30 protein-coding genes and 1 tRNA gene are annotated in these 25,912 nt (G+C 68.4%); 27 read left to right on the top strand and 4 right to left on the bottom strand.

The genetic code is table 11. From position 1 onward, the window contains the following. Window positions 1-244: 244 nt before the first annotated feature. A complete protein-coding gene (locus ABZ810_RS43495; RefSeq protein ID WP_358413289.1) occupies window positions 245-883 on the bottom strand; it encodes a 2'-5' RNA ligase family protein in 639 nt (212 codons plus the stop codon). After that, a complete protein-coding gene (locus ABZ810_RS43500; protein ID WP_358413291.1) occupies window positions 880-2,133 on the bottom strand; it encodes a hypothetical protein in 1,254 nt (417 codons plus the stop codon). The genes ABZ810_RS43495 and ABZ810_RS43500 overlap by 4 nt, the downstream gene beginning before the upstream one ends. A 209-nt stretch (window positions 2,134-2,342) precedes the next feature. On the opposite strand from ABZ810_RS43500, the gene ABZ810_RS43505 reads away from it, so the two are divergent. From ABZ810_RS43505 to ABZ810_RS43570, 14 genes are all read left to right on the top strand, one after another. Continuing rightward, on the top strand, window positions 2,343-2,666 hold the full coding sequence (locus tag ABZ810_RS43505) for a hypothetical protein (protein ID WP_358413293.1): 324 nt from the start codon (window positions 2,343-2,345) through the stop codon (window positions 2,664-2,666). A 173-nt stretch (window positions 2,667-2,839) separates the two neighbouring features. Continuing rightward, window positions 2,840-3,073, top strand: coding sequence for a hypothetical protein (locus ABZ810_RS43510; protein WP_358413295.1), 234 nt, complete (start codon window positions 2,840-2,842; stop codon window positions 3,071-3,073). 105 nt (window positions 3,074-3,178) lie between these two features. Continuing rightward, on the top strand, window positions 3,179-4,186 hold the full coding sequence (locus ABZ810_RS43515; protein WP_358413297.1) for a hypothetical protein: 1,008 nt from the start codon (window positions 3,179-3,181) through the stop codon (window positions 4,184-4,186). A gap of 114 nt (window positions 4,187-4,300) precedes the next feature. Further along, window positions 4,301-5,236, top strand: coding sequence for an FtsK/SpoIIIE domain-containing protein (locus tag ABZ810_RS43520; protein ID WP_358413299.1), 936 nt, complete (start codon window positions 4,301-4,303; stop codon window positions 5,234-5,236). A gap of 21 nt (window positions 5,237-5,257) precedes the next feature. Beyond that, window positions 5,258-5,707: a hypothetical protein gene (locus tag ABZ810_RS43525; protein WP_358413302.1), complete on the top strand. Its 450-nt coding sequence runs from the start codon at window positions 5,258-5,260 to the stop codon at window positions 5,705-5,707. Further along, window positions 5,704-5,925, top strand: a complete 222-nt coding sequence (locus ABZ810_RS43530; protein WP_358413304.1) for a hypothetical protein — start codon at window positions 5,704-5,706, stop codon at window positions 5,923-5,925. Before ABZ810_RS43525 ends, ABZ810_RS43530 begins: the two co-directional genes overlap by 4 nt. Beyond that, entirely contained in the window at window positions 5,922-6,302 is a 381-nt protein-coding gene (locus ABZ810_RS43535; protein WP_358413306.1) for a hypothetical protein, read from the top strand. Before ABZ810_RS43530 ends, ABZ810_RS43535 begins: the two co-directional genes overlap by 4 nt. A gap of 223 nt (window positions 6,303-6,525) precedes the next feature. Further along, on the top strand, window positions 6,526-6,918 hold the full coding sequence (locus ABZ810_RS43540; RefSeq protein ID WP_358413308.1) for a hypothetical protein: 393 nt from the start codon (window positions 6,526-6,528) through the stop codon (window positions 6,916-6,918). Between the two features lie 84 nt (window positions 6,919-7,002). Further along, window positions 7,003-7,362 carry an RRQRL motif-containing zinc-binding protein gene (locus ABZ810_RS43545; RefSeq protein WP_358413310.1) on the top strand — a complete coding sequence of 120 codons (360 nt, stop codon included), beginning with the start codon at window positions 7,003-7,005 and terminating at the stop codon, window positions 7,360-7,362. Continuing rightward, window positions 7,359-7,694, top strand: a complete 336-nt coding sequence (locus tag ABZ810_RS43550) for a hypothetical protein (protein WP_358413312.1) — start codon at window positions 7,359-7,361, stop codon at window positions 7,692-7,694. Before ABZ810_RS43545 ends, ABZ810_RS43550 begins: the two co-directional genes overlap by 4 nt. Next, on the top strand, window positions 7,691-8,371 hold the full coding sequence (locus ABZ810_RS43555) for a hypothetical protein (RefSeq protein WP_358413314.1): 681 nt from the start codon (window positions 7,691-7,693) through the stop codon (window positions 8,369-8,371). The genes ABZ810_RS43550 and ABZ810_RS43555 overlap by 4 nt, the downstream gene beginning before the upstream one ends. Then, window positions 8,368-10,053, top strand: a complete 1,686-nt coding sequence (locus ABZ810_RS43560; protein ID WP_358413316.1) for a replication initiator — start codon at window positions 8,368-8,370, stop codon at window positions 10,051-10,053. The genes ABZ810_RS43555 and ABZ810_RS43560 overlap by 4 nt, the downstream gene beginning before the upstream one ends. Window positions 10,054-10,202: 149 nt before the next feature. Next, a complete protein-coding gene (locus ABZ810_RS43565) occupies window positions 10,203-10,430 on the top strand; it encodes an excisionase family DNA-binding protein (RefSeq protein WP_358413318.1) in 228 nt (75 codons plus the stop codon). After that, window positions 10,430-11,533: a tyrosine-type recombinase/integrase gene (locus ABZ810_RS43570; RefSeq protein WP_358413320.1), complete on the top strand. Its 1,104-nt coding sequence runs from the start codon at window positions 10,430-10,432 to the stop codon at window positions 11,531-11,533. The genes ABZ810_RS43565 and ABZ810_RS43570 overlap by 1 nt, the downstream gene beginning before the upstream one ends. A gap of 107 nt (window positions 11,534-11,640) precedes the next feature. Here the strand turns inward: ABZ810_RS43570 and ABZ810_RS43575 are convergent. Then, window positions 11,641-11,711, bottom strand: a tRNA-Gly gene (locus ABZ810_RS43575). An 864-nt stretch (window positions 11,712-12,575) separates the two neighbouring features. On the opposite strand from ABZ810_RS43575, the gene ABZ810_RS43580 reads away from it, so the two are divergent. The 13 genes from ABZ810_RS43580 to ABZ810_RS43640 all read left to right on the top strand — a co-directional run bounded on the left by ABZ810_RS43580 (window position 12,576) and on the right by ABZ810_RS43640 (window position 24,947). Then, window positions 12,576-12,833, top strand: a complete 258-nt coding sequence (locus ABZ810_RS43580; RefSeq protein ID WP_358413322.1) for an acyl carrier protein — start codon at window positions 12,576-12,578, stop codon at window positions 12,831-12,833. Continuing rightward, window positions 12,833-13,483: an SGNH/GDSL hydrolase family protein gene (locus ABZ810_RS43585; protein WP_358413324.1), complete on the top strand. Its 651-nt coding sequence runs from the start codon at window positions 12,833-12,835 to the stop codon at window positions 13,481-13,483. Before ABZ810_RS43580 ends, ABZ810_RS43585 begins: the two co-directional genes overlap by 1 nt. A 33-nt stretch (window positions 13,484-13,516) precedes the next feature. Next, complete coding sequence (locus ABZ810_RS43590; protein ID WP_358413326.1) at window positions 13,517-14,302, top strand: SGNH/GDSL hydrolase family protein; 786 nt, start codon at window positions 13,517-13,519, stop codon at window positions 14,300-14,302. Between the two features lie 31 nt (window positions 14,303-14,333). Beyond that, entirely contained in the window at window positions 14,334-14,918 is a 585-nt protein-coding gene (locus tag ABZ810_RS43595; RefSeq protein WP_358413328.1) for a nuclear transport factor 2 family protein, read from the top strand. 27 nt (window positions 14,919-14,945) lie between these two features. After that, entirely contained in the window at window positions 14,946-16,835 is a 1,890-nt protein-coding gene (locus ABZ810_RS43600; RefSeq protein WP_358413330.1) for an acyl-CoA dehydrogenase, read from the top strand. A 4-nt stretch (window positions 16,836-16,839) separates the two neighbouring features. Continuing rightward, window positions 16,840-18,702, top strand: a complete 1,863-nt coding sequence (locus ABZ810_RS43605; protein WP_358413332.1) for a fatty acyl-AMP ligase — start codon at window positions 16,840-16,842, stop codon at window positions 18,700-18,702. 68 nt (window positions 18,703-18,770) lie between these two features. Continuing rightward, window positions 18,771-19,352, top strand: a complete 582-nt coding sequence (locus ABZ810_RS43610; protein WP_358413334.1) for a PadR family transcriptional regulator — start codon at window positions 18,771-18,773, stop codon at window positions 19,350-19,352. Between the two features lie 384 nt (window positions 19,353-19,736). Continuing rightward, entirely contained in the window at window positions 19,737-20,138 is a 402-nt protein-coding gene (locus ABZ810_RS43615) for an ATP-binding protein (RefSeq protein WP_358413336.1), read from the top strand. A gap of 179 nt (window positions 20,139-20,317) precedes the next feature. Beyond that, entirely contained in the window at window positions 20,318-20,707 is a 390-nt protein-coding gene (locus ABZ810_RS43620) for a hypothetical protein (protein WP_358413338.1), read from the top strand. 97 nt (window positions 20,708-20,804) lie between these two features. Further along, window positions 20,805-23,516 (top strand): nitrate- and nitrite sensing domain-containing protein, encoded by a 2,712-nt coding sequence (locus ABZ810_RS43625; RefSeq protein WP_358413340.1) that lies wholly within the window; start codon window positions 20,805-20,807, stop codon window positions 23,514-23,516. Then, complete coding sequence (locus tag ABZ810_RS43630; RefSeq protein ID WP_358413342.1) at window positions 23,513-23,926, top strand: roadblock/LC7 domain-containing protein; 414 nt, start codon at window positions 23,513-23,515, stop codon at window positions 23,924-23,926. Before ABZ810_RS43625 ends, ABZ810_RS43630 begins: the two co-directional genes overlap by 4 nt. A 102-nt stretch (window positions 23,927-24,028) precedes the next feature. Continuing rightward, on the top strand, window positions 24,029-24,349 hold the full coding sequence (locus ABZ810_RS43635; protein WP_358413344.1) for a DUF742 domain-containing protein: 321 nt from the start codon (window positions 24,029-24,031) through the stop codon (window positions 24,347-24,349). Next, window positions 24,330-24,947 (top strand): ATP/GTP-binding protein, encoded by a 618-nt coding sequence (locus tag ABZ810_RS43640; protein WP_358413346.1) that lies wholly within the window; start codon window positions 24,330-24,332, stop codon window positions 24,945-24,947. The genes ABZ810_RS43635 and ABZ810_RS43640 overlap by 20 nt, the downstream gene beginning before the upstream one ends. A gap of 306 nt (window positions 24,948-25,253) precedes the next feature. Here ABZ810_RS43640 and ABZ810_RS43645 read toward each other — a convergent pair whose 3' ends face one another. Continuing rightward, on the bottom strand, window positions 25,254-25,811 hold the full coding sequence (locus tag ABZ810_RS43645) for a helix-turn-helix domain-containing protein (protein ID WP_358413348.1): 558 nt from the start codon (window positions 25,809-25,811) through the stop codon (window positions 25,254-25,256). Window positions 25,812-25,912 lie beyond the last annotated feature (101 nt).

The following is a 25,912-nucleotide window of genomic DNA, read 5'->3' on the forward strand; positions in this document are numbered from 1 at the left end:
CGCCGCCATCTGGCACAACTGGCAGGTAGGCGCCCCCACCAAACGATCACTCACCGCCTACGACCACTAACCAAATTTCACATCAACGATCTAGGTCTTGTCCGGGCGAGCCGACTGGCGTTGGCCCGGCGGCCTGCCTGAGCGGAGCGGGGCCGGCCGCCAGGGCGCCGTGTCGGCCGCCCGTGCGGCCCGCTTGTCGGGCCGCCTTGAAGACGTACAGAAAGTCTGCACAGAGCCTGCGCGGCTATCTGTACAGACTTGGTCCGAGCTTCGCGGTACCTACGACCTGCCAGTCCCAGAGACGTTCAGGGCCCCGCTGGATAACGAGACTCAGTTCGTCGATCCGGGCTTGGCATTTTGGAATCTCCCTGCCTAGCGCAGAGATGATCGGGTCCGCAGGTTGTTGCGTTGTGCTGTACGAGACCGTGAGATGAGGTTTCCAGTCTGAGCCCGCTTCGTCGGATCGGTGCTCGGCGACTGCTTCGTGGGTCGCTTGCTGAGCTGCTCGGCGCAGAGGAAGCAACGCCGCAGCTGGTTCGATCGCGAGCATCACGGCCTCTGGATGGTAGAGCACTCGTTCGAAGTTCACCGGAATCGGATCGACTCTGGCGAGTTCTTCTCTCGCCTTGAACAGCATCGCGTTCAACTGCTCTGGGGAGACTCCGTCGGCTGAGCCTGCTGCCAGGGTCGTCATGTGCAGCCATCGTTCGGGGGTCATGTGAAATCCGCCGAAATCGGCCAGACGTGCCTGTGCGGCTTTGGCGGCTGCACGAATATGCGGCTGTCCGTAAAAGAGAACGTGCCAGTAGATGGTTCCGCTGCCTACAGGTGGCTCTTCACGACTCTGCCACCGATCTTGCATCCGCGTTGGCAACGGACTCATTCAGACTCCGATCTAGGCATGTCGTCAGACAGAGCGGCCTTGTTGAACTCATGCAGCTGTTGACGTAGGTCGTCGACCTGTCGGGTGTTGTGGAACTTCGGGCTGGCTAGTCGGCGATCTAGCTTGCTGACATAGTCGGTCACCGTGGCTACCCGCAGCTCTGGTGCGAGACTCAGCATAGGTGTCACTTCTTCGATGGTCCCATCGAGGGAGCCCACCATGAGGTGGGCAAGCCCAGCACCAACCCTGATCTGAGCCCAGTTGGCAGGGATGCAGGGCTCGCCGGCCGCCCATCCTGCGTCGGCTGCTTCGACGGCCTGTAGTGCTACATCTGCGTCACCTAGCTCGGTGGCTACCGCAAGCGCGAACAACGCCTGTCGCCCCTTGGCGAAGGACCAGGCGGATCTTCCTGAGTCCTGGCTAACGGTCTCAGCGGCGGACTCTGCTCGCCTCAGTGCTTCTCGAGCGCGAGTGGAATCCCCTAGCAAGGCAGCTGCGTTCGCTTCCTGGCTTGCAAGCTGAATTCTGATGGGCGTGGCCGGGCTGCACTCGTATCCATGCCGTGCGACGTTTGCCGACTCGATAAAGCGTTCTTGCCACCTGAGATTCTTGGCCCGAGCACTAAGGGCGATTGCTGGATTCGTCTCTGCTTCTTGAGCAAAAGCGAGCGCGGTCAGGCCGTACCTGTCTGCTATCGAATCCTGCTTTAGATCTCCAAAGAGAAGGCAAGCATGAGCAAGCAAGGACGCTTCGGCTTTGTAGAGTTCTCGACGCTGTCTTAGTCGCATTTGTTTTTCAAGGAGACCTTGCGTTCGCTCGTGCAAACGCAGCGCTTCTTTCAGGACTCTCCCCGCAGGAGCCTTCGTGTGTGATTCAGCCAGAGACTCCACTGCTTGTGACAACTCTGTCACCGCGTCGTCAGTGACACTCGTGGCGGTGAGGCCCGATGCAAGGCTCTCAATGTCGTTTGGGGAGGTCACCTGGCTCTGCGGCATCTGCGGCCGATCCCCTGAAGCTTCCTCCAGGAGGAGGGTGAATCTCGCCTTTTCGGCCTCCGACGCGTTGCTAAGGCTGGTGTCGAGCGCTCGTTGGAGTTCAGTGGTCGGTTCGACATCTGGGTTCGCATGCCATTTAGCGACGGTGCGTACCGCAACGCCCAGCTCCTGGAGTGCGAAGTCCTCGTTGGTGAGGCGCATCGCCTTCTGTAGCGCGTTGGCGTGTCGCCCGGTCCAAATGTCTACGACGTGCATGTGCATCGACTCCGTACTGGCCGCAGGAGGAAAGACGCAGGAACCTCAGGCCCATAGTACGAGCCTTCTCAGACATCGGCACGAGAACAGAGTGCATTGCGGGTGCACTACCAGTTCATAACTGCCCGGCGGTTCCGATCGCACGCTGGAGTCACGAACGAGTGATGCACCGAGAAGCGGTGCAGCTCTGGACCGAAGGGAGAGTCCTGATGCGGCTCATCGTGGACACCAGCGACAAGCAGGTCACCGTGACGAAGGTGTCGGAGGAGAAGACCGACCAGAACGGGCGTCAGCGCACCGAGCGGAACACCGGCCGGCCGATGTGGTCGACGCAGGTGTTCGTCCTGGACAACGACGGTGGCGAGATCCTGACCATCACCACGGCTGGTGAGAAGCCGAACGTGAAGGTCGGGCAGCCGGTCACCGTGTCCGATCTGGAGGCCCTGCCGTGGGCGACCAATGGTCGTAGCGGCGTGGCGTTCCGCGCGGCTGAGCTGAAGGCGTCCGCTCCTGCGGCGGTCAAGTCGGCCTGACCGGCGATTCTTCAGCGGTGATACCTGGTGCTTGGCGCCGGGGCTTTGTCCCCGGCCCGAGCCGGTTCACAACTCTTCCAGGGCGGCAGTTAGCTGCTGGCCTGGGCGTTCGTCCCATGCAACCCGTGATGGGTTGCTGCTTCCTTCCCCCTCTTTCTGAAGGAGCGCTTGTCATGCAGTGGCATTTCATCATCACCATCGTCCGTCCCCACCGGAACGGCATGGCGTACGGCACCTTTCATGGCGTCTTCACGCCGGCGCCGAACACAACTCGTCAGGACATGTATCAGGACCTCGTCGAGTACGTCCGCAAGCAACTGGACGTCGCCAGCATCAGCGACTTCAACGTCGTGTTCTTTTCTGCTGAGCCCAACGAGCTGCCCCGGCATCTGAAGGCCGCGGGCTGAACAGCCGCTCCTCGAGTGGCTGTCTGACACGCGAACGGGGCCGAAAGCTTCGCAGGCCCGGCCCCGATCGCTCAATCCCAAACCCTCACATGAGGAGAGTTCGTCATGCCCAAGTCTACCCCCGTGGTGTCCGGGCGCCGTGGTGGCCGATCCGGTCGCGGCACGGTGACGGTGATCGAAGACCGTGTCTCGCGGTCGTATTTGCGGCGGGCGAAGATCGCCTTCGTGGTGGTCGCCGTCGTCGTGGGTTTGCTGGCGGCAAGCATCGCCGCCTCGTACTGGCACCCGGTGCTGGCGTTCTTTGCTGGCGCTGTCATCGGTGTCGTGGCCGCGCTTCCGGTCGCGGCTGTGATCGCGGCCTGGCCGGTCATCCGGGTCATCTGGTGGTGGCTCCCGGAAATCATCCTGTTCAGCGGAGCCGTGTACGGCTTCTGGATGCTCAGCGCCGCCACGTCGGTGCAACTGCGGATCGGCATCTTGATGATGCTGGCCGCGCCGATGGCGTTCCCCCAGGTTCGCGCCTGGGCGAAGCGTCCGTTCATGTGCCTGGTGACCAGGCACCGTCTGCGGACCTGCTTCGCGGAGTTCATCATCTCCAACAACCGCGGTTCCCTGCCTCTGCTGTTGTGGACCACGCCGACCAAGGTCGGTGAACGCGTGTGGCTGTGGCTGCGTCCCGGCCTGTCCCTCGCGGACGTGCAAGCGCGCCTTGACCACATCGCCACCGGCTGCTGGGCCGCCCAGGCCCGAGCCGAAGCCGCCTCGGCGACCAACGCCGCCCTGGTGCGGCTGGACATCATCCGCCGTGACGGCCTGACCGGCACGGTCGTCTCCGAGCTGCCCGACCGCGTCGGCGAACCCGCCGACTCCACGATCGATGCTGCGGCCGACAAGACGGCCGCCACTCAGCCCGCCTCTACCTCTGGCGACAACGTCGTGGTGGGCCTGAACCTGCGGGACGTTCCCGAATCCGCCGAGACCACCAGCAAGACCAACGGCACCAAGGCCGGCGGCAAGCCGCCTGGTGGCAACGACACGGGGTCACAGGCCGGTAAGGAACCGGCGCTCAACACCTACGGCGTTGGCGGCCCGGACGCCGCCGACTGGATCTGACCCCTTCCCCCTCTCTGCCTGAACGCAGACCGCCAGGACGGTTCTGGGCCCGCTGCTCGGAGCCGTTCTGACGGGTCCCCATGCCCAAATCGCATGCCGCAAAGGAGCTTTCACGTGCCAACTCTCACCACTGCGACGCCTGCTGTGGTGTCGCCCGGCAAGCCGCTCGGGCTGGCCGCGACCGAAAGGAGCCGTGTCCCGGTGGGATCGATGCTGTCGATGTATGACCCCATCCCCATCGGGATGGACGAATTCCAGGTCCGCGCGGATCTCCCGCTGGCCTACCGCAACCTCATCGCCGCCGGTGTCCCCGACTCGGGCAAGTCCGGCCTGATCCAGAACATCGGCTGCTACAGCCTGCTGTGCGACCGCACCCACCTGGTGCTGCTGGACGGCAAACAGGTCGAGCTCGGCCTGTTCCGAGACGCCCTCGGCGACGACGACCTCTTCATCGGCCCCGACCTGGAGCAGGCCATCCGGGTCATGCAACGCCTCCAGCGGCTCATGAACAACCGCTCGGACTGGCTGCTGGCGCGCCGCCGCCGCAAGTTCACCCGCACTGACCCTGTCGACACCTACTGCGTGATCATCGACGAGGTGGCGTTCTTCTCCGCCACCATCGGCACCCGCGAGCAGCGCCAGACCTTCATCGATCTGCTGCGCGACCTGGTCGCCCGAGGCCGAGCCCTCGGCCTCATCGTCATCGCCGCCACCCAGCGGCCCAGCATCGACATCATCCCCAAGAGCCTGCGCGACCTGTTCGCCTACCGGGCCGCCTTCCGCTGCATGTCCGAAGGCTCCTCCGACATCATCCTCGGCGACAACCTGGCCGCCCAGGGCTACGACGCCACCGACATCCCCATGTCCACCCCCGGCGTGTGCTGGCTGCTCGCCGAGAACGGCGTCACCCCACGCAAGATCAAGGCCGCCTACCTCACCGACGACCAGATCATCCACATCGTCGACTTCGCCGCCTGGACCCGCCGCACCGGCCGCGCCGACCACCGCGCCCAGGCCACCGCAGCATCCCCCTTTCTCAACGCCGCCTAACCCGCCAAGGGAGGCATCGTCATGTCCCTATCCATCACCCCCACCTGGATCACCTCCACCACCGTGGACGACCAGGCCGTGCGCTGCCACGACGGCGCATGGCTGCTCAGCGGGCCCACCTTCGGTCCCGTGCACATCGTGGACCGGCCCAAGGCGCTTGTCGCCATGGCCATTCTCGACGCCATCAAGACCATCCACCCAGGCGGCCCCTGCGCGGGCTGCCAGAGCTGGCTCGACCAGGTCACTACCCTGCTCGCCCCCGAGCACCCGGCCGCCGCGCTGGTGTCCGGGCCGGCCACCCAGGTCATTCACGACGAACCGGAATCACACCCGGCCGGACCTGACGGCATCGTCCGCTGCCTGTACTGCGGCAGCAGCGATGACATTTACGAAACCCGCGTCACCATCGACGACCGCACCGACGAATACGCCCTGACCTGCGGCCACTGCCACGGGGTGTGGGCCGCATGAACACTCCCGACCAGTTCCCGGCCCTCCTGTCCGGGCCAGAAGCCGCGACGGCATGGCTGGAAGCACCCTCAACACTTCTGGCCAAGTGCGGGAAAGCCGCACGCACCTGGGCTTGCTGGAACGCGCCCATGCTTCAGTTCAAGCCGATCGACGACTGCGGCGTGCCGATGGAAGTGACCAGCACCGACTACGACGATGCGGCCAGGTGGTGGCTGTGATCCGCAAACGCTATCGACGCAACGGCCGCCCCGACTACCGCCGCTGGCTCCTGGAGTGCGACGGATGCGGGCTCCGCAACAAGATGCTGTCCAAGACCTCAGCTCAATGGTTCATACCGACCCGGCCCGGCTTCCGGGTCTACTGCCCGGCCTGCTTCTTCTACCAGGCCGCCGGCCTCATCGTCTGCGGCGTCCGCTGCGCCGGATGCAACGGCGACGACATCGACATCTGGTACGACGACGATCCCGCCGACCCGCACCAGTACATCGCCTGCGACCAATGCGGCGCCACTCTGTGGTCCTACACCGACGAGATCAACCTGACCGGCCTCGTCAACGGCTGGGACTTGCCACCCGCCGAAGGGTGGGCGCTGTGATCCAAAAGCACTACCGGCCAGACGGCGTCGCCGTTCTCACCGCCTGGACCTTCGAATGCGACGGCTGCCACGTGCAGACCACTGCGTGTGGAATCCGTGACTGGCAGATCCCCTGCGCGGCGATCCGCCGCGACGACACCACTACCCCCATCTACTGCTGCACCTGTGTTCGGGCACAGGCGCCGCTATTCACCCTTCACCCCACCATTGCCGGAGGAGTCACATGAGCATCTCGCCCATCCATCGCACCCGACGCAGCGACCCCGACGACAACACCACGTCCGCACTGGCGGACGTCCCTGCCATCGGCACTGCCGATCCGCTGCTGGAAGCACTGGCGCAGGCCAGGCAGCGCTTCGACCAGGCCACCATCGAAATGCGCATCCTGATCGCGCTCGGCCGCGAGTTCACCGGACCCCGGCCCTACACCTTCACCCAGCTCGCCCAGGCCGCCGACATGTCCATCTCCGGCGTCCGCACCAGCTACGGCCCCCGCGAACTGGCCTACCTGCAACTCATCCTCACCTGCGGGCAGCCGACCCCGCCGTTCCTACGCGCGCCTTTGACCGCGCTGCGCCACCAGCCGTCCCCGCACTTGGAGGACGGCGACGAATGACGCCCCAGGGCCGGACCCGCCTGGAAAGCCGTCCGGCCCCCGGGCCCCACACCTCACCAACCCAAACGAAGGGAGGCATGACCCATGCAGCATAACCACGCCTTCTACGACCCCACCGGCACCCGCTACAGCCTGCCCACCTACCCCTACCGATGGGCACCCGGCGGCCTGCTCACCCGCCGCCAGCTCACCGCCAAAGGGCTGCGGCCCGGCGGCCAGCACATCGCTGCACAGATCGTGTGGCGCAAAGGCAAGCGCGTCGCCTACCTCTACCGGCAAGACCTCGCCCTGCCCAAGCGCACCGCCACCTACGCCCAACTGGGCGCCATCGACAAAGCGCTGCGAGCACGCCGCACCTGCACCAGTTGCGGCACCGAACAGCCCTACTACATCCGACGCTCACTCGGCGAATGCGCCGACTGCAACGGGAGGTGGACGCGATGAACGCCACCGACCAGCCCGGCCGTCATACGCCCGAGAACGTCAAGACCGCCTTGACACCAAATCGCCGTAGAAGCCGCCGCCGTCGGGTGGTGGAGAACGACGAGTACGCCGCGTTCCTCCGCCGCGTGCTGCGCGCCTACGTCCGCCGCATCCAACAAGGCGACATCGACGCCCTCACCGACCTCGCCGCCCTCGAAATCGAGATCGGCCACCTCCTGCACGCCGCCGTCCACGGCCTGCGCGACTCCGGCTACTCCTGGACCGACATCGGCAACGCCACCGCCGTCACCCGCCAAGCCGCCCAACAACGCTGGGGAGGCGACCCGAAATGAACCGCGCCACCAACCGGGAACGCGTCGAGGGCCTGGCCCAGCTCGGCATCCTGCTCGCCGTCGCCAGCATGGCCGGCGCTGCATCGTTCACCCACGTCCACGACTGGACCATGGCCAACAGCCCCGAAGGGACCGGCGACTGGTTCGGCTGGGCCAACGCCGTCATCTCCGAACTCACCCCCACCGCGGCCGCCCTGGAAATCCGCCGCCGCAAGCGCCAGGGCCGCAAAGTCGGCTACCCCATGGCCGTCCTCATCCTGGCGGCCGGACTATCCATCGCCGCCCAGCTCGCGGTCGCGATCCCCACTCCAGTCGGCTGGCTGCTGTCAGCCGTCCCCGCCCTGGCGTTCCTCGCCCTCACCAAGCTGGTGCTGTCCACTCCGGTTCATACCGGACCCGAACTCGTCGTCCAGGCCGCACCGGTCGATCTCGCCCCCGAGACCACGACACCGGAGATCACCGCACCGGCCAGTACCCCGGTCGAGATCACCGTCCCGGACGAGCTGCTGACCAGCGCACGCATGGCCGACTTCAGCCACCGGCAGACACACGGCCAATCCATCACCCCTGCGGCCCTGGCCGACTACCTCGGCATCACCACCGACCAGGCCGCCACCGCCCTGCACCACCTGCACGGCGATACCACCGTTCCGGCCCCCTCCGGGGGTAGCCGGTGACCAACCCTCTGGCTTCTACCCCGATCACGGGTTCGAGGCTGGCCCTGCTACCCGGAACCACCCCGGTCCCGGGTAACGGGGCGAACAGCGAACCACCCACCACCATCGCCGACCAGGAGAAAGCAGCCCGTCGCGCTCTGCTCGCCGTGGACGCCGCCCTACGCCGTGGCGGAGAGGGCTACCACGCATGGCTCGATCACATCTGGTCCGCCGCCGCCTGCACCCGGCCCGTCCGCCTCTCCGGCCTGCTGCACTGCCTTGACGCCACGACCGGTGAAGTACGCGACACCATCTCCACCGCGACTCTCCCTGACGGGACGATCTACAAAGCGTGCGGAAACCGGCGCCACAGCGTCTGCCCCACATGCGCCACCACCTACCAGCGCGACGCCTACCAGCTCGTGCGGGCCGGACTCGTCGGCGGCAAAACCGTTCCTGACAGCGTCGCCCAGCATCCGGCCGTGTTCGCCACTTTCACCGCCCCCAGCTTCGGCCTCGTCCACACCCGTCACGTCCGCAACCATAGGGCCCGCTGCGAGGCCAAGCCCGGCGAGTGCTCGTGCCCGGCCGAACCCTGCCACGCCCGCCGCAACGGGGACGGTTCCGGGACTGCCCAGACCTGCCAGCACGGCGTCAAGCTCGCCTGCTTCACCCGGCACCGCCATGGTGACGAGCAGCTCGGGCAACCGCTGTGCGCCGACTGCTACGACCACGACCACCACGTCGTCTGGAACCGCTACAGCGGCGAACTCTGGCGCCGCACCAAGCAAGCCATCGAACGCCGTCTCAACCAGCTCGCCCGCACCCGCGGACTCGCCCCCGCCGGTGGCCGAACAATCCGGGTCTCGCACGGCAAAGCTGCCGAATACCAAGCCCGCGGCGCCGTGCACTTCCACGTACTGCTCCGCCTCGACGGCATCGATCCCGCCGACCCCGACGCGGTGATCCCGCCTCCGGCCGGCCTCACCATCGACGACCTGTACGACGCCGTGCATGCCGCCACGTCCGGCATCACCTTCACGACTCCGCCACACCCGGCCCGGCCGGACGGATGGCCCATGAACTGGGGCCGCCAGCTCGACGTCCGACCCATCACCCTGACCGGTCACAACGCCCTCAACGACAGCGCAGTGGCTGGATACCTGGCCAAGTACGCCACCAAGAGCACCGAACCCACCGGCCACACCTCGCCCCGCCTCGACCACCACAACATCGCGCTTTACGCCGACCCGCACGGCACCCACCCGCAACGGCTCATCGCCGCCTGCTGGAACCTCGGCGACTCCACACATCACCCCGAGGTCAACGAGGACAACCGCGACGAGGGACCGTACGAGGGCCTACGCCGCTGGGCACACATGCTCGGCTTCGGCGGACACTTCCTCACCAAAGCCCGCCGCTACTCCGTCACCTTCGCCCGCCTCCGCGGAGCACGCATCCGCTACGCACGCACCCAGGCCACCGGCCCCACCTATACCTGCGACCTGGCGGACCCCCACCAACACGACGAGGAAACCACTCTCATCATCGGCGACCTCACCTACGCCGGACGCGGATGGCTCAACCAAGGAGACGCCCTACTCGCCAACACAGCCGCCGCCCAAGCACGCGACCGACAACAAGCCGGACGCGAAGAACTCACCCGCCAACCAGCCGACAACCCACACTTGCAAGCAGCATGAGCCAGGCGCCGCAACGGCGAGCTCACACCAGGCCGAGCCTCCGCGCTCTCGTGGACATCACCAGGCAGGCCGGACGAGATCCGTGCGAGATCACGTCCCTGACGGAAGGACCCCACTCATGATCAACGTTCGTAAGGAGCACGTTCCCCATGACATTCGACCCTCGGCAGGATCGGCTGCTCACCGTGGCCGAAGCCGCCGAACTGTTCAACACCACCGAGCGTTTCCCCCGACGCCTCATCGAAGAACGTCGTATCACCTTCGTGCGCATTGGCCGCAAGGTCCGTATCCCTGAGTCGGCCGTCCGCGCCTTCATCGCAAGCGGCACGGTCGAACCGATCACCCTGCGCGGTCACCGGCGGGGGAGGGCCGCCTGATGACCAAATCACGACGCCGATTCGGCAGCATCCGGGAGTTGCCATCAGGCCGGTTCCAGGCACGGTATCGGGGGCCTGACGGCCTCATGCATGCGGCACCGAACACCTTCGACAGCTCGACAGACGCCGAGGTCTGGCTGGTGCTCAAGGAAGCCGAGATCCGACGAGGGGAGTGGCTCAACCCTGAACTCGGCAAGGTCACCTTCCTGGAGTATGCGACCCAATGGGTCGACGATCGGGTGTTGAAGGTGCGGACCGAAGGGCTTTACCGCAGCCTGCTGCGGAACCACCTCGCGCCCACCTTCGGCAAGCGGCAGATCGCCGATATCCGTGAGGCCGATGTACGACGCTGGCGCAAGGAACGACTCGGCAAGGTCGGCCAGTCCACCGTGGCCAAGTCCTACCAGCTGCTCAAGTCCATTCTTGCTACCGCTGTCGAGGACGAGCTGATCCGCCGGAACCCCTGCCGGATCAAGGGTGCCGGGACACCCGATACCCCCGAACGCCCGACGATCCCTGTGGCCAAGGTCGCTGAGATCCTTGCGGCTACCCCCGAGCGATACCGGGCCCTGGTCCTGCTCGGCACCTTCACCACACTGCGCTGGGGTGAGCTGGCTGGCCTTCGCCGCTGCAACCTTGATCTCGATGAGGGCGTGGTCCGCGTCGTCGAGACCATCGCTGAGCTGGACGGCGGCAAACTGCTGGTGGACACTCCGAAGTCCCGAGCCGGACGCCGGACCGTCGCCATTCCCGAAGAGATCATCCCTGATCTCCGGGAGCACTCGGAGACCTTCGCCGAAGCAGGCCCGGAGGGACGCGTGTTCGTTGGCCCGCACGGGGGACCGCTGCGACGCTCAGGATTCCGCCGGACCTGGAACAAGGTTCGTGCCCAGGTCGGCCTGCCTGGCTTCCATTTCCATGACCTGCGTCATGTCGGCAACACCCTGGCCACCAGCAATGGTGCCAGCCTCAAAGAACTCATGGCCCGGATGGGGCACAGCTCGACCCGGGCCGCACTGATCTACCAGCACGCCAGCAAGGAACGCGACAGGGCCATCGCCCAGGCCCTCGGAGACGCCTACAAGGAGGTTCGCGACACCTAGATCACAAGCCCTGTGGCACAGGTGTGGCACGAAGGAGAGACGGCCGCCGGATGTTCGAAAGGCCCAGGCTTCCCATTGCGGGACTGACCTGGGCCTTTTCAGTGGGGAGCGGGCGACGGGAATCGAACCCGCGTAGCCAGTTTGGAAGACTGGGGCTCTACCATTGAGCTACGCCCGCGAGGGATCGGGGAGGCCCGATCGCCAGGCTGTAGCGTACCGGGTTTCGGCGGCGGTTGTGTCGTCGGCCCTCCGCGGTGAGCGTGTGGAACTCCGCCTTGTGTCCTGGGCGTCGAGACCGGCTGAGCCGTTGGTGAACGCGTGGACGTGGTGAGCGTTCTGGACTTCCTGGAGACGTGGGTGGGGTGGCTGCGCGTCGGGCGCTCGGGGGCGGGTTCTGTGGGGTGGTGACGGGGTTGCGGTTAATTATTTACGGGGGAGGGGGCTTCGAGGGGTGGTCGCGGGGGTGGGGGAGCGGGGGGTTTGGGAGGGGGTGCGGGGGGTGTTGAGGGGCGCTGATTGCCGGGTTGCAATGTGGCCGGGACGTAAGACTTATCCGTCCCCTTCTGGCCAGGGGGCGGGGTGGTTGTGACTCAGGTGACCGTCGGGAGTACGGGGAGTAGTCGTCACTTAAGGGGGCGGAGCGTGTCCCAAATTCCGGTGGTGGGGTGCGCCGTCCGGGGACGTGGCGGGTGGTGGTGGCGGAGGGTGTCCGCGGGGTGTTCTTGCAGGTGGGTGGGGTGGAGTGGCCTGTTGAGGTGGGGATGCACACCCGGTCCGCGTAGCTGACTGTGGTCAAGGCAAGCCAGCTCCGTAGCTGACTGTGGTCGATCCAAGCCAGGTATTGGAACTTGTCGCCCGGATTAAGCCGCTGCCCTTTATTGCGAGGGTGACGGATTGATTTACAGAGCGGCAGAAGTCCTGTTTCAGATAGTTCACATAGGGGTGTGTACCTGGCTTTGGTTTGGCTGTATGTTGCGTTGTGCTCGTCCTCCGGTGGCCACCGCGATCGATTCATAGCACATCCCGGTAAAGGAGGAACACTGTGCGCGGCTCGACAACAATATCCAACGGTGAGCTACAAACGTGGCTCATTGACAGGATCGCTTTCTACCTCGACAAGCCGGCGGAAAGCATCGACCCGGCGGTCGAGTTGGCGCGCTACGGCGTGGACTCGGTCTATGCCATCAGCATCATCAGCGACATCGAGGACCACCTTCAGGTCGAGGTCGATCTGGACGAGGCGCGCCGCAGGGAGACGGTCGACTCGCTGACCGAATACCTCCTCGAGCTCGTCGGCTGATGGACGGCGAAGCCGTGATGAATGGCTGGCCAGAGGCTTATACCGCCCGGCGTTACCTGGTGGTGCTGGGTGACAGCGTCGCCGAGGGGCAGAACGATCCGGACCCCGCCGGGGGCTGGATCGGCTGGGCGGGCCGGCTCGCGGACGCGCTGGGCCTGCCGCGCGCGCACGTCGCCAACGCGGCCCGGCCCGGGGCCACGATCGCGGACGTGGTCCGCGACCAGCTGCCCGCGGTCCGGCATCTCCGGCCCGGCCTGGTGGTGATCAACTGCGGTATGAACGACGCCCTCAACGGATTCCAGAACGCCGATGTGGCGGACCGGCTCGAAGAAGTGTTCGGGTGGTCCCGGGCAATGGGGGCGGCGGCGATTGCCGCGCCAGTGCCGCATCCGCCACTTCTTGACCGCGGACTCATGTCCGAGTTCAGGAAGAAACGGGTCCGGCAAAGAATTCACGAGTTCAATGACGCACTCGCCCGGAGTACCAAGGCCAGCGGGATGACATTTCTCTCGCCGGAGGCGGTGCCCAGGGTGGACCACCCGTCGCTGTGGAGCGCGGACGGCATCCACCTCAATTCAGACGGTCACGCCTACGTAGCGGAGGTGATAGCGGACATCGCCAGAGACCTGCTCAGCGAACGGACGATCTGAGTCCTCGGGGGACATCACCGTCTGGGGTTAGAGATGAAGAGACCGTTCTCGTTCACCCATGTCACCCGTGTCACGCAGGCGATGGCGCGTCTGCTGCTAGCGCCGATCCTGCTCCTACAGGCCCGCCGGACGGCGCGGAACACGCCCCGGCTCGACCCGGCGTCCGGCGCCGAACAGGGCGTCATCACCGGCATCGCGCCGGAGTTCCGGATCCTGGTGATCGGGGAGTCGACGGCGGCCGGGGTGGGCGCGATCGCCCACGCCGAGGCGCTGCCCGGCTTCCTCGCCGGCGCCCTGCACGACCACCTCCAGCGAAGCGTGGCCTGGTCGGTCACCGGCCGGAACGGCGCGACCGCGCGCCGGGTCACCACCGACCTGGTCCCGGCCCTGAACGGCACCACACCCGACCTCGTCGTGGTGACCGTCGGGATCAACGACCTGCTCCGGCGTCGCTCGCTGGAACGATGGGCCGCCGACCTGGCCGAGCTCATCACGGCCCTGCGCACCCGATATCGCACGGCCGGGGTGATCGTCGCCGGAATGCCTCCGGTTCACCGATTCCCCGCGATTCCCCAACCACTGCGGATGGTCCTCGGCGCTCAGGCCCGCGCCATGGACAGGACCATGCGTGAGGTCGCGCGTGAATATGGCGCGTTCCATGTTCCGATGGACGAGGCCATGGCGCGTGATCGTGAGCTCTTCGCCCGGGATGGATTCCATCCGTCACCCGCCGGTTACCGCGTCTGGGCGCACGACCTGGCCCGCGCGGTGTCGTCGCCGGCCGCCTATTCGGCGCAGCTGTCGCGATCGGCGCTCTGACGGCGTCGCGGCATTCGAAGGAGCAGCGAACGTGACCGTTCCTGGAACATTCCGCGCCGCGGTGGAGGCCAAGGACCTCGCCGCGATCACCGGCACGCTGGATCCCGGCATCGAGTTCCACAGTCCGGTGATGGTGAAGCCCTACCAGGGCCGGGACGCGGTCACCGCGCTTCTCCGGGTGCTCCTCGAGGTCTTCGAGGACTTTCACTACACCGACGAACTGGTGAGTTCCGCCCCGGGGCGGCGGCATGACCCGACGGCCGCCGTCCCACTCACCCCGACCAGCGACCTGCCCGCCCCGGCCGGCGGTCCGCCGCATTCGAGCGGCGGCCTGCCATCGCCGGCCGGTGGCCTGGCGTCCCCGGCCGGCGGTCCGCCCGCCGCGGCCGGCGGTGGTCCGCCCGGCACGTCCGCCTACCCGACAGGCGGGCCGCCGGTGGTGGCGCTGATCTTCAGCGCCCGGGTCATGGGCAAGCACGTGCAGGGACTCGATCTGATCAGGTTCAACGACGCCGGGCTCGTCAGCGTGCTGACGGTGATGGTCCGGCCGCTGCCCGCGGCGATGACACTCGCCCGGCTCGTCGGAAGGCGGATGGAAGAAGAGGCGTCCGCCTGAACCAGAGGCGTACAAGGGAGTGGAAAAATGAATAGGCAGGACCCCGCCCGCGCGACCTCGAGACGCGCGGAGCCCGACCGCGCGGCCTCGATGTACGTGGAGCCCGGCCATGCGGCCGCCAGAGGCGAGCAGCCGAGCCCGGCGCACCGGATCGCCGCCGATCTGGACGCCTATCTCGGCGATCCGATGGACGAGTCGGCCGGACCCTTCTCCTACAAGGCCATCGTCGAGGCCGAAGAACGCGACGAGCTGCCCTCCGGCGCGGTCGACGCGGTCCGCGACTGGGGCTTCCCGGCGTACCTGGTGCCCTGTCACCTCGGCGGCCGGCTGGCGACGCTGGAAGAGCTGTTCTTCGTCACCCGCGGCATCTCGCGGCGCAGCGTCACGCTCGCGGTGATGTACGGGTCCGGGTTGCTCGCGGTCAACCCGGTGTGGTTGTGGGGGAACGACCGCCAGCAGGAGCTGGTGGCCGACGGCGTCCTGAAGGGCGACCTGGCGTGCTTCGGCGTCTCCGAGGCCGACCACGGCAGTGACGTGATGGCCTGCGAGGCCGAAGCCGAGTCCGACGACGACGACCTGGTGCTGAACGGCACCAAGTGGCCGGTCGGCAACGCCACCCGCGGCCGGTTCGTGACCACGTACGCCCGGACGGGCAGCCGTGACTTCTCGCTGATCCTGGTCGACAAGGACGGCCTCGACCCGGCCATGTGGGACGTGCTCCCGCCGGTCCGCACCGTGGGCCTGCGCGGTCACGACCTCAGCGGCATCATCTTCAACGACGCCCGCGTCCCCGCCGGCGGGGTGATCGGCCGCCGCGGCTCGGGCCTGGTGCAGACGCTCAAGACGCTGCAGATCACCCGTACCGCGATCGCCGCGTTGTCGGTCGGCACCATCGACGCGGTGGTGCGGATCGGCATGGAGTACGCGCACCAGCGCACGCTCTACGGCGCCGACATCTACCAGATCCCGGTGATCCGCGACCATCTGGTCAAGGCGCACCTCGACCTGCTGATCGCCGAGTGCGTGGCGATCCCGGTGACCCGCTGCCTGACCGTGGAGCCCGCCCGGCTCAGCCTGTGGTCGTCGATCGTGAAGTACTTCGTGCCGGTCCTCGGCGAGGAGGTCGTGGCCAGCATCGGAACGGTCCTGGCGGCTCGCGGCTACCTGCGCGAGGGGGTGGCGCACGGGGTGTTCCAGAAGCTCCAGCGCGATCACGCGATCGCCAGCATCTTCGAGGGCACCACCCACGTCAACCTGGCGAACGTGGCGGGCCAGCTTCCCTACCTCGTCACGCCTCCCGAACCGACGGGGGACGAGGCCGGGCTTCTCGCCGGCCTCTTCGACTGGACGCGCGTGCCGCCCGGATGGCGTCCCGACGGACGCCGGCTCCAGCTCACCAACGAGGGGCTGGACGAGATCGGGCAGCGGTTCGCGGCGACCGTCGACGAGCTCCGTACCGCGGCCAAGGCCCACGCCGCACCCGGCGTCGCGGCGGAGCTCGCCGACCTCGCGGAACGGATCGGCGACCTGCGCGCCGACCTGCACGCGGGCATCAGGGACGCGGCGGGGGACACGACCTCGGTCGCGGCGCTCAACCGGGCCCGCCGCTACTGCGAGATCCACGCGATGATCTCGTGCGTGCTCACCTGGCTGCACAACCAGGAGGAGTTCGGCGGCGCGTTCGCGGAGGGGCGGTGGCTCGTCCTCTGCCTGCAGCGCCTGCTCCAGCGCGTCCATCCCGACACCGAGCTGTCCGAGGAGCACCTGCCCTCCCTGGAGGCCGCGATGTTCAAGGGCGCCGGCGCCGGCGCCGGCGGCCAGGCCTGGTTCTCGCTGCGGTCGCTGGCCGACGACGACCAGGCGGTCCAGCGGGCGGACGACCAGGCGGTCCACCCGGCCGCCGCGGCCGGGGCGTGACGTCGTGCGCGATCACGGCGACAGCGCCCCCGCCGGGGGGTTCGTATCCGTCGTACGGGAGAACGTGCTGCGGCACGGCGACCTGCGTTCCTTCACGTTCGTCACCGAGGAACGCGGGGTCGGCCGCAAGTACCGCGAGACCGAGCTGGGGTTCGCCGAGCTCGACCGCCGGGCCCGTGCGCTGGCCGCGCGCCTTCAGGCGTTCGGCCTCCAGGACAAGGCCGTCATGCTGCTCTACCCGGAGGGGCTGGAGTTCGTGACGGCCTTCCTCGGCTGCCTGTACGCGCGCGTCGTGGCCGTGCCGTCGCCGCTGCCCGAGCTCGACTCGGGGCGGTCCGGCCGGACCCGGCGCATCATCGCGGACGCCGACATCAGCTGGATCCTCACCGACACCGCGCACCGCGGCAAGCTCGAGAAGTGGCTCGCCGACTCGGGGATGGCGGGCGAGGTGGGCGTCCTGGACACCCAGAACGAGACCGCGGCGGGCAGCGCCGTGGACGCCGCGCTCTGGTCGATGCCCGTGATCGGCCGGGACACGCTGGCGTTCCTCCAGTACACCTCGGGCTCCACCAGCGAGCCCAAGGGAGTGATGGTCTCGCACGGCAACCTGCTCTACAACGCGGAGGAGATCAAGCGCGCGATCAACGGCTGCTCCGACACCATCGGGACCGGCTGGGTCCCGCACTACCACGACATGGGGCTGGTGGGTCAGTTCCTGCAGCCGCTCTACATGGGCTGCCGGTACGTCTTCACGTCCCCGATCACGTTCGTCAAACGGCCCGTGTTGTGGCTGGAGCTCATCACCCGCCACCGCGCGACGATCATGCTCGCGCCCAACTTCGGGTACGAACTGCTGCTGCGCCGGGTCACGGACGACCAGCTGGAGGGGCTCGACCTGAGCTCCCTCCAGACCGCCAAGAACGGGGCCGAGCCGGTCCGCGCCGCCACCCTGGAACGTATGGCGGAACGTTTCGGCCCGGTCGGGTTCGACCCGGACGCCTGGATGCCGTGCTACGGCATGGCCGAGACGACGCTCCTCATCAGCGGAGCGCCGTTCGGCACCGGCTCGGTCGTCCGTGACTTCGACGGCGAGGCCCTGACCCGCGACCTGGCCGTTCCCCCGTCCGCGTCCGGTACGCAGGGCGAGGTGCGTCGGCTGGTCAGCAACGGGCGCGCGGTGTCGCTGGACGTGCGCGTCGTGGATCCGGGGACCCGGGAGGCGCTGCCTCCGTGCCGGGTCGGCGAGATCTGGGTCCGCGGCGGCAGCGTGGCCCAGGGGTACTGGCGGCGGCCCGCGCAGACGCTCGAGACGTTCCGCGCGTTCACCCTCGACGGCGACGGCCCGTACCTGCGTACGGGCGACCTCGGCTTCGTCGCCGACGGGGAGTTGTACGTGACGGGTCGGATCAAGGACCTCATCATCGTCAACGGGCGCAACATCCACGCGCACGACATCGAGGAGGCCGCGCAGGCCGCCAACCCGGCCGCCCGCAACACCGCGGCCTTCGCCGTTGACCTCGGCGAAGGGCGCAACGGGCTCAACGGCCTCAATGGACGCGACGGGCACAGTGATCACGGCGGTCATGACGGGAACGCGCTCGTCGAGCAGGTGGTCGTCGTCCAGGAGGTCTCCGCGTCGCGGGGGACTCCGGAGCTCGCGTCGTCGACCAAGGAGCGGGTCGCGCGCGCGTTCGGGCTGCCGGCCCTCACCGTCGTGCTCGCCGGAAGGGGCGCCGTCCGCCGGACGACCAGCGGGAAGATACAGCGCGCGCTGACTCGCGACGCCTTCCTGGAAGGCAGGATCACGGCACTGGCCGCGGACGCGGAACCGGTGCTTTCAAAACAAATTAGTCAAAAACGAGACTAGCCATGGCTTTGCCTGATAAAGTCACAGATCACCCGCATCCGGTGCCGAGAACGGAGAGAAGACGGGCCATGGCGCTACGTCACGCAGTACTCGCAGCCCTGCTCGACGGCGAGTACAGCGGTTATCAACTGGCCAAGATCTTCGATCTCTCCGTCTCCAACTACTGGCACGCGGTCCCGCAACAGCTCTACGCCGAGCTGACCAAACTGGAGGCCGAAGGGCTGATCGCCGGACGCCGCATCATCCAGCACGACCGTCCCAACAAAAGGGTGTTCACCGTCACCCAGGCAGGGATCGACGAGCTGGAGAGCTTCGCCGTAGTGCCGGCGAAACCGGGGATCATCCGTGAGAACCTCCTGGTCATGGTCCAGGCCGTGGACCACATCTCCGCAACGGCCGTCATCGCGCAACTCGAGGACAGGGCCTTGGCTTCCGCCGCCAAGATCTCGATCTTCGAGCGCACCCTCGAACACCTCCGAGGTGATCTGGACGAGGAGACCTTCCTCCGGAAGGGATCCCCGATCGGGCCCTACCTCACCTGCCTGCGTGGCCTGCGCTTCGAGCAGGAGAACAAGGAGTGGTTCGAGAGCACTGCCCAGTTGCTGCGCGACCGTGTTGCCGCGCACGCCGAGGAAGGCAAGCCATCGTGACCCCCGGCCCCGCGCCACGCCCGCGCAGGAACCGGTCGCCACGCCCCAGCCGAGGAGGCGTTCATGACGGGCGAACACCGCACGATAGAGCGACCTAGCGAGACAGCCGAGCCACACGCCGACGCGCTCTCAGCGCCAACCGCGACTTTCGCGCCGCCCCCCGCGGCGCACCCCGCGTCCCCCGCGGCGCACCCCGCGTCCACCGTGACGCACCACGCGCCGTCCGCGGCGCACCCTCCGTCCTCCGCGGCGCACCCTCCATCCTCCGCAGCGCATACCGTGCCCGCCGCGGCGTATCCCGCGCCCGCGGCGGCGCTCGCACCGGCCTCCGCGGCCACGGTCACGGCGGTCGCCCCGCCTGCCGTGCCCTCGTTGGCGGACCCCATGGAAGTACTGCTGGGCGAGCTGGACCTGCCGGCGGCACGCGCGTCCGTGCCCCTGGCCCGCGGTTTCAGCCGCTCCATCACCACCGACAGCGGAATCCCGCACGTGCGGGACGACGCGGAGGTGCTCGTCTCGGAACTGGTCACCAACGCGGTGCAACACGCCGCGGAGACCGGTGCCACGCTGAGCCTCCGCCTGCTGCGCGTCGGTGGCCGTCTCCGGATCGAGGTCCACGACCCGAGCCCTGTCCTGCCGCGCGCCATGCGGATCAACCTGCTGGAAGAGACCGGCAGGGGATGGTTCCTGGTGGCGATCATCGCGGAACGCCACGGCATCGAGCAGACCTCAGCCGGCAAGTCGGTCTGGTGTGAAGTGCCCGCCTGGGCGCCGCACACGCGTTAGACGCCCTCTGGAGGACGACGCCGTCCTCTCCGGGCGTTTCCAGGCCGACCCGCCCCCGGCCAACTGATCCGAGCTCAGTTTCTGGAGCGGTGAGCAACCATGCGCGTCCACATGCCCATGTACGCGTCGTCGTCGACCCCCCGCAGACGAACAGATCGTCGGCGATAGGGGTGGCTGCGATGTCCGTGGACTGGTATCGAGCTGACGGAAGACCCGCGACATCGGACGAGGCACAACGGCTGCTGCTCGACGTGAGATCACGCCTGCTCGCGCAGGACGTCATCCGGGTCGGCAGTGTCGTGGTGGTCGTCTCCACCTGGTTCACCGTTGTCGGCCAGGGGCTCGCGGCGAACGGGAGGCCGCTGCTGTGGCAGACCATTGCCTCCGACCATGCGATGCACGCCGATATCGGTCAGTACACGACGCGGGAGAAGGCCGAACGCGGCCACGCGGAGGCCGTCGCCATGATCACCGACCGCCTGCGGCGCCTGGTGGCGCGCACGAACGCCGGCGAGACGTGGCAGGGCGGCAAGCCCAACTGGACCGGAACGGACGGCTCGTGGTCATGAGCCGGGGCACCCCGCCACCCGACGGCGGGAGGCCCCGGAGGCGAACGAGAGGCGGGCCGAGCCCTGCGGCCCCGCTGAGACATGAGGGTGAGATCTGATGGGCACGAAGAGCAAGCGCCGGCCGACCGGCCCGCCCCGGGCGGCCGCTTCGAAGGACCTGGACTACGCGGCCGGTTCGAGGAGGCGAGGGCTGCCGATCCGCGTGCGGATCACGGTCCTGCTGCTCGTGCCGATCCTGTCGCTGATCGGTTTGTGGGGGTTCGCCGCCAACATCACGCTGGGTCCGGCGGTCGACAAGTACGACTTCTCGACCACGTACGAGAAGATCGGCCTGCCCGGTCTCTTCCTGGTCAACACGCTGCAGCAGGAACGTTCTCTCAGCGCCGTCGCGGTCGCGACCCGCAAGGCGGCCGACAAGCAGAAGCTGGGCGCCCAGCGCGCCCGGGCGAACGCGGTCCAGGCCGCGTTCCGCAGGAGCGCGCTGTCGGCCGACGCCGTGGACGCCGCCGAGCCCGAGACCCGGCAGCGCCTGAACGAGGCGATGCGCGCGCTCGGCCGGCTGCCCGACCTGCGGGCCAAGGTCGACTCCGGCCAGACCAGCACGCTGGAGATCATCGAGTCGTACAGCGGCATGCTCGACCGCGTCATCCTGGTCTTCAGCGGCCTGGTGATCGTGAACGACCTGGACATCTTCGAGCAGGGCCGCGCGCTCATCAGTGTCGGCAACGCCCGCGCCTACATGCTGAGGCAGGACGCGCTGATCCAGGCCGCGGCGGCCAAGGGGGGACGCCTGAGCGCCGCCGAGCACCTGGCGTTCGTCGAGTGGGCGGCCAACGGCCGGCAGCAGTTCCTGGTCGGCATGGCCGACCTCAACGGCGAGCTCAGGAAGCCGCTGCAGGCACTCGCCGCGTCCGACAACTACCAGCGCTACCGCGCCACCGAGGCGGCCGTGATCGCCTCGGGCGGTGAGCGGCTGCCGGCCGAGGCCGCGGAGTGGGCCGCGACGACGCAGCCCCTGTCGCAGGCGTGGGAGCAGCGGGTCACCCAGGCCAGTCTGGCCCTGAACGAGCTGGCCAAGCCGATCGGCGAGCGCATCGTGCGCCGGTTGGTCCTGGTCGGAGGCCTCGGCCTGCTCGCGGTGGTCGCGTCCATCGCGCTGTCGTTCATCGCCGCCCGCAGCCTGTCGCGCGAGCTGCGCGGCCTGCAGCGCGCCGCCCTCGAACTCGCCGAGAACCGGCTGCCCGGCGTCGTCGCCCGGCTGCGCCGCGGCGACGAGGTGGACGTCAACGCCGAGGCGCCGCCGATCACGGGCGGCAAGACACGGGAGGTCATCCGGGTCGGCGACGCGTTCACCCGCGTCCAGCACACCGCGATCGAGACGGCGGTCCGCGAGTCGTACCTGCGCGAGGGCATCAGCCGCGTCTTCCTCAACGTCGCCTGGCGCAGCCAGTCGCTGCTGCACCGCCAGCTGCGCATGCTGGACGAGATGGAGCGCCGGGCCTCCGACCCCGACGTGATGGCCGACCTGTTCCGGCTGGACCACCTCACCACCCGCATGCGCCGGCACGCCGAGGGCCTGGTCATCCTGTCCGGCGCGTCGCCCGGCCGCGGCTGGAGCCGTCCGGTTCCGGTCGAGGACGTGCTGCGCGCGGCGATCGCCGAGGTGGAGGACTACACCCGGGTCGAGATCGTGGTCATGTCCGCCGAGGCGGCGCTGATCGGCGAGGCCGTGGCGGACGTCGTCCACCTGCTCGCCGAGCTGATCGAGAACGCGACCGTGTTCTCGCCCGCGCCGACCGAGGTCCTGGTGCGCGGTGAGATGGGCGCGAACGGTTTCGCCGTCGACATCGTCGACCGCGGCATCGGGCTCGACCAGGCCGAGCTGAACGCCCTCAACCTGCGGCTGTCGCAGCCGCCCGAGTTCGACCTGGCCGTCACCGACCGGCTCGGCCTGTTCGTCGTCGCCCGGCTGGCCGGCCGGCACGGCATCCGGGTCGCCCTGCAACCGTCGGTCTACGGCGGCGTCAGCGCGGTCGTGCTGATCCCGCGAGAGCTGATGGTCGACGTCGACCAGCCCGAGGACGAGCACGACTCCACCGTCGCCGACGTCCGCCAGGAGGCCGGGGCGGCCATGGCGGCCAACGGCACCGGCAACGGGCACCGGCAGGACTTCCTGCGGTCGAAGGCGATGCTCAACGCGCCCGTGTTCGACACCCAGACGGCGCCGCCGCCCCCCGTCCAGGGAACGACCTCGGAGGGGCCGACGTCGCTCGGGCACCCCGGGTCGTACGAGGAGCCGCCCTACACCGGGCCGCAACCGCAGCCGGGGCAGCAGCAGTTCACCGAACAGCAGCCGTTCACCGAGCAGCACCAGCAGCCGTTCGCGGAGCCGCCGCCGGCGGCCGGCCAGCAGTCGTTCACCGAGCAGCCGTTCACCGGACGGCCGCCCGCGGAGACGCCGCGCTGGGGCACCGAACGGCCGACGTGGACCACCGAGACGCCGGCGTGGGCGGCCGAGCCCACCGACCGGCCGGCGCCGTTCACCGCACCCGCCTCGTTCGGCGACGGCTCCGGCCGCACGCCGCTGCCACGGCGTGTGCGGCGGGCCAGCCTGGCCCCGCAACTTCGCGACGACGAGCAGTCGGGCGGCTACCAGCAGCCCGACGACCAGCTCGTCGCGTGGGAGGAACGTTCGGCCGAGGCCTCCCGTGACCTGTTCGCCGACCTACAGGCGGGCTGGATGCGCGGCAGGGACGAGGACGAGGGCCCGTCCGATTTCGCAGAGGGAAGGGGAGGACCGACATCATGACGCAGCAGGGAGTGGGGAACGAGCTGAGCTGGCTGCTCAACGACCTCGTCGACCGCGTGCCGCAGGTGCGCAAGGTGGTCGTGCTGTCCAGGGACGGCCTGGTGATGGGCTCGTCGCGGGACGTCGGCCGCGAGGACTCGGAGTATCTGGCCGCGCTCGCCGCGGGATTCCACAGCCTGGCGATCGGCGCCAAGCCGCAGCTGGACTCCGGCGAGATCAGGCAGACCATCGTCGAGATGGACAAGGGCCTGTTCTTCGTGGTCCCGGCCGGCGCCAACAGCTGCCTGGCACTGCTCAGCGACGTGGGCGCCAACGCGGGCCTCGTCGCGTACGAGATGACGATGCTGGTCAAACGAGTCGGGCGGCAACTCTCGACGGGACTGAGACCCCGCGGTCCGGGCTCCGGGTGACCGGAGATGGATCCGAGCACCGCAGGTGGCCCCCGTGGTCCTGGTCCTGGGAGGGAGCGGTGGATCGACGACGCCGCCGGACCGGTGGTCCGGCCGTACGCGATGACCAGAGGACGGACCCGCCCGCGCGGCGAGCCGCTCGACCTGGTCACCATTCTCGTCGCGCTCGGCCGTGCCCCCGCAGAGCCCGGCCGGCTCACGCGCGAGCAGCGGCGGCTGTTGTGGCTGTGCCGCCGCCCGTACACCATCGCCGACCTGGCCTCGGAGCTGAACCTTCCGTTCGGCGTGATCCGGGTCCTGGCGGGCGACCTGCTCGACTCGGGCCTGGTGGGGATCCAGCGCTGGACCTCGCCGGCCTCCAGCGCACCCCAGACCGATCAGAACCTGCTCAGGAGGGTTCTCGATGAACTCCGCGCGCTCTGACCAACTGACCGAGACGGCGGACGAGGAGAACGACGGCCCCCGGGTCGCACTCAAGATCCTCGTCGCCGGCGGCTTCGGCGTCGGCAAGACCACGCTGGTCGGTGCGGTCAGCGAGATCCGGCCGCTGCGCACCGAGGAGGCGCTCACCGACGCCAGCGTCGGCGTGGACGACCTCGAGGGCGTGGCGGCCAAGCGCACCACGACCGTGGCGATGGACTTCGGCCGCATCACGCTGCGCGACGGCGTCGCGATCTACCTTTTCGGCACACCGGGCCAGGAGCGCTTCTGGTTCATGTGGAACGAGCTGTCGCGGGGGGCGCTGGGCGCGGTCGTGCTGGCCGACACCCGGCGCCTCACCGCCAGCTTCGCCTCGATCGACTATTTCGAGGAGAAGGGCACCCCGTTCATCGTCGCGGTCAACTGCTTCGACGACGCCGAGCAGTACGAGGCCAACGAGATCCGCGGCGCCCTCGACATCGATCCGCACGTCCCGGTCATCCTGTGCGACGCCCGTCGCGCCGATTCCGCCAAGCAGGTCCTCGTGGGCCTGGTCGAACACGCCCTCCGCCTGGCGGCGGCCACCAGCCCCGCCTACTGAACTCGCCCGCCCGGCCGCCGTTACCCCAGACGGCGGCGGCCGGGCCGGGCGCCGGACCTCCCCGGCGAGACGCGGCCATGGGCCGGTGGCAGGCACCCAGGGGCTTGCGTCTCGCCGGGGAGCCGTTCTCCCGCGGTGGTCCGGCCGCGGAGGCGACCGCGCGCGGCGTCCGCGGCCGGCTCCGCGGCATCCGCCGAGCCCAGCGGTGTCGGCGGTGCCTGCGGTCCACCCGTCAGGGCGGCCGCCGCGGGGCGGGCCGGCGGGTGCCGGGAGTGTGGCCGATAGAGGCCAGGAGTGGCCGTGGGACTAGGTCGTGGAACTGGGGGCGGGCTCGGGAGCCGGCAGGCCGCCCGCCGGCTCGGGGGCGGCGCCCTCGCTGACCTCGGGAGTCTCCGGGGGAGGACGCATGATGACCTCGTCCACGTTGACGTCGTGACCGGCCTCGCAGCGGATGTCCGCCATGACGGCCTCGCCGCAGTCGGCGTGGACGAGGGCGACCATGCGGCCCTCGTCGCTCTCGAGGTAGATGTCGCCCCATTCCATGAGGCTGACCAGGGTCGGAGCGAGGGCGAGCCCCGCCTTGGTGAGGTGGTACGCGTAGCGGGTGCGCTGCCCGGGCTCCTGGTACGGCTCCTTGCTCAGCAGCCCGAAGTTCACGAGATGGCGGAGCCGGTCGGTGACGGCCGATTCGGTCATGCCGAGATTGCGAACGAAGTCGCCAAAACGGCTCGTACCGAGGTAGGCCTCGCTCAGCACCAGCACCGCCGACGGCGGCCCGATCGCCGCAAGTGTCCTGGATACGGGGCAGTTCTGCATCGACCACGTGGTCCGGTCGGCGAAGTGCCCCTCAAGCGCGATGCTCACCTTCGCGATTATACGCCGAAGAACATGCTGACTTGTATTGACCACAGTCAGCGGACGTCGCTACTGTTCTGACTATGGTTGATCAAAGCCAGGTGCGTCCG

This window comes from Spirillospora sp. NPDC047279, from assembly GCF_040643285.1.
Lineage (GTDB): Bacteria > Actinomycetota > Actinomycetes > Streptosporangiales > Streptosporangiaceae > Spirillospora.

What these genes read in the sequence shown, in the direction of transcription:
- ABZ810_RS43495 (WP_358413289.1), bottom strand. Translation starts at nt 883, where the DNA reads ATGAGTCCGTTGCCAACGCGGATGCAAGATCGGTGGCAGAGTCGTGAA.
- ABZ810_RS43500 (WP_358413291.1), bottom strand. Translation starts at nt 2,133, where the DNA reads ATGCACGTCGTAGACATTTGGACCGGGCGACACGCCAACGCGCTACAG.
- ABZ810_RS43505 (WP_358413293.1), top strand. Translation starts at nt 2,343, where the DNA reads ATGCGGCTCATCGTGGACACCAGCGACAAGCAGGTCACCGTGACGAAG.
- ABZ810_RS43510 (WP_358413295.1), top strand. Translation starts at nt 2,840, where the DNA reads ATGCAGTGGCATTTCATCATCACCATCGTCCGTCCCCACCGGAACGGC.
- ABZ810_RS43515 (WP_358413297.1), top strand. Translation starts at nt 3,179, where the DNA reads ATGCCCAAGTCTACCCCCGTGGTGTCCGGGCGCCGTGGTGGCCGATCC.
- ABZ810_RS43525 (WP_358413302.1), top strand. Translation starts at nt 5,258, where the DNA reads ATGTCCCTATCCATCACCCCCACCTGGATCACCTCCACCACCGTGGAC.
- ABZ810_RS43530 (WP_358413304.1), top strand. Translation starts at nt 5,704, where the DNA reads ATGAACACTCCCGACCAGTTCCCGGCCCTCCTGTCCGGGCCAGAAGCC.
- ABZ810_RS43540 (WP_358413308.1), top strand. Translation starts at nt 6,526, where the DNA reads ATGAGCATCTCGCCCATCCATCGCACCCGACGCAGCGACCCCGACGAC.
- ABZ810_RS43545 (WP_358413310.1), top strand. Translation starts at nt 7,003, where the DNA reads ATGCAGCATAACCACGCCTTCTACGACCCCACCGGCACCCGCTACAGC.
- ABZ810_RS43550 (WP_358413312.1), top strand. Translation starts at nt 7,359, where the DNA reads ATGAACGCCACCGACCAGCCCGGCCGTCATACGCCCGAGAACGTCAAG.
- ABZ810_RS43555 (WP_358413314.1), top strand. Translation starts at nt 7,691, where the DNA reads ATGAACCGCGCCACCAACCGGGAACGCGTCGAGGGCCTGGCCCAGCTC.
- ABZ810_RS43565 (WP_358413318.1), top strand. Translation starts at nt 10,203, where the DNA reads ATGACATTCGACCCTCGGCAGGATCGGCTGCTCACCGTGGCCGAAGCC.
- ABZ810_RS43570 (WP_358413320.1), top strand. Translation starts at nt 10,430, where the DNA reads ATGACCAAATCACGACGCCGATTCGGCAGCATCCGGGAGTTGCCATCA.
- ABZ810_RS43585 (WP_358413324.1), top strand. Translation starts at nt 12,833, where the DNA reads ATGGACGGCGAAGCCGTGATGAATGGCTGGCCAGAGGCTTATACCGCC.
- ABZ810_RS43590 (WP_358413326.1), top strand. Translation starts at nt 13,517, where the DNA reads ATGAAGAGACCGTTCTCGTTCACCCATGTCACCCGTGTCACGCAGGCG.
- ABZ810_RS43600 (WP_358413330.1), top strand. Translation starts at nt 14,946, where the DNA reads ATGAATAGGCAGGACCCCGCCCGCGCGACCTCGAGACGCGCGGAGCCC.
- ABZ810_RS43610 (WP_358413334.1), top strand. Translation starts at nt 18,771, where the DNA reads ATGGCGCTACGTCACGCAGTACTCGCAGCCCTGCTCGACGGCGAGTAC.
- ABZ810_RS43615 (WP_358413336.1), top strand. Translation starts at nt 19,737, where the DNA reads ATGGAAGTACTGCTGGGCGAGCTGGACCTGCCGGCGGCACGCGCGTCC.
- ABZ810_RS43620 (WP_358413338.1), top strand. Translation starts at nt 20,318, where the DNA reads ATGTCCGTGGACTGGTATCGAGCTGACGGAAGACCCGCGACATCGGAC.
- ABZ810_RS43625 (WP_358413340.1), top strand. Translation starts at nt 20,805, where the DNA reads ATGGGCACGAAGAGCAAGCGCCGGCCGACCGGCCCGCCCCGGGCGGCC.
- ABZ810_RS43630 (WP_358413342.1), top strand. Translation starts at nt 23,513, where the DNA reads ATGACGCAGCAGGGAGTGGGGAACGAGCTGAGCTGGCTGCTCAACGAC.
- ABZ810_RS43635 (WP_358413344.1), top strand. Translation starts at nt 24,029, where the DNA reads ATGACCAGAGGACGGACCCGCCCGCGCGGCGAGCCGCTCGACCTGGTC.
- ABZ810_RS43640 (WP_358413346.1), top strand. Translation starts at nt 24,330, where the DNA reads ATGAACTCCGCGCGCTCTGACCAACTGACCGAGACGGCGGACGAGGAG.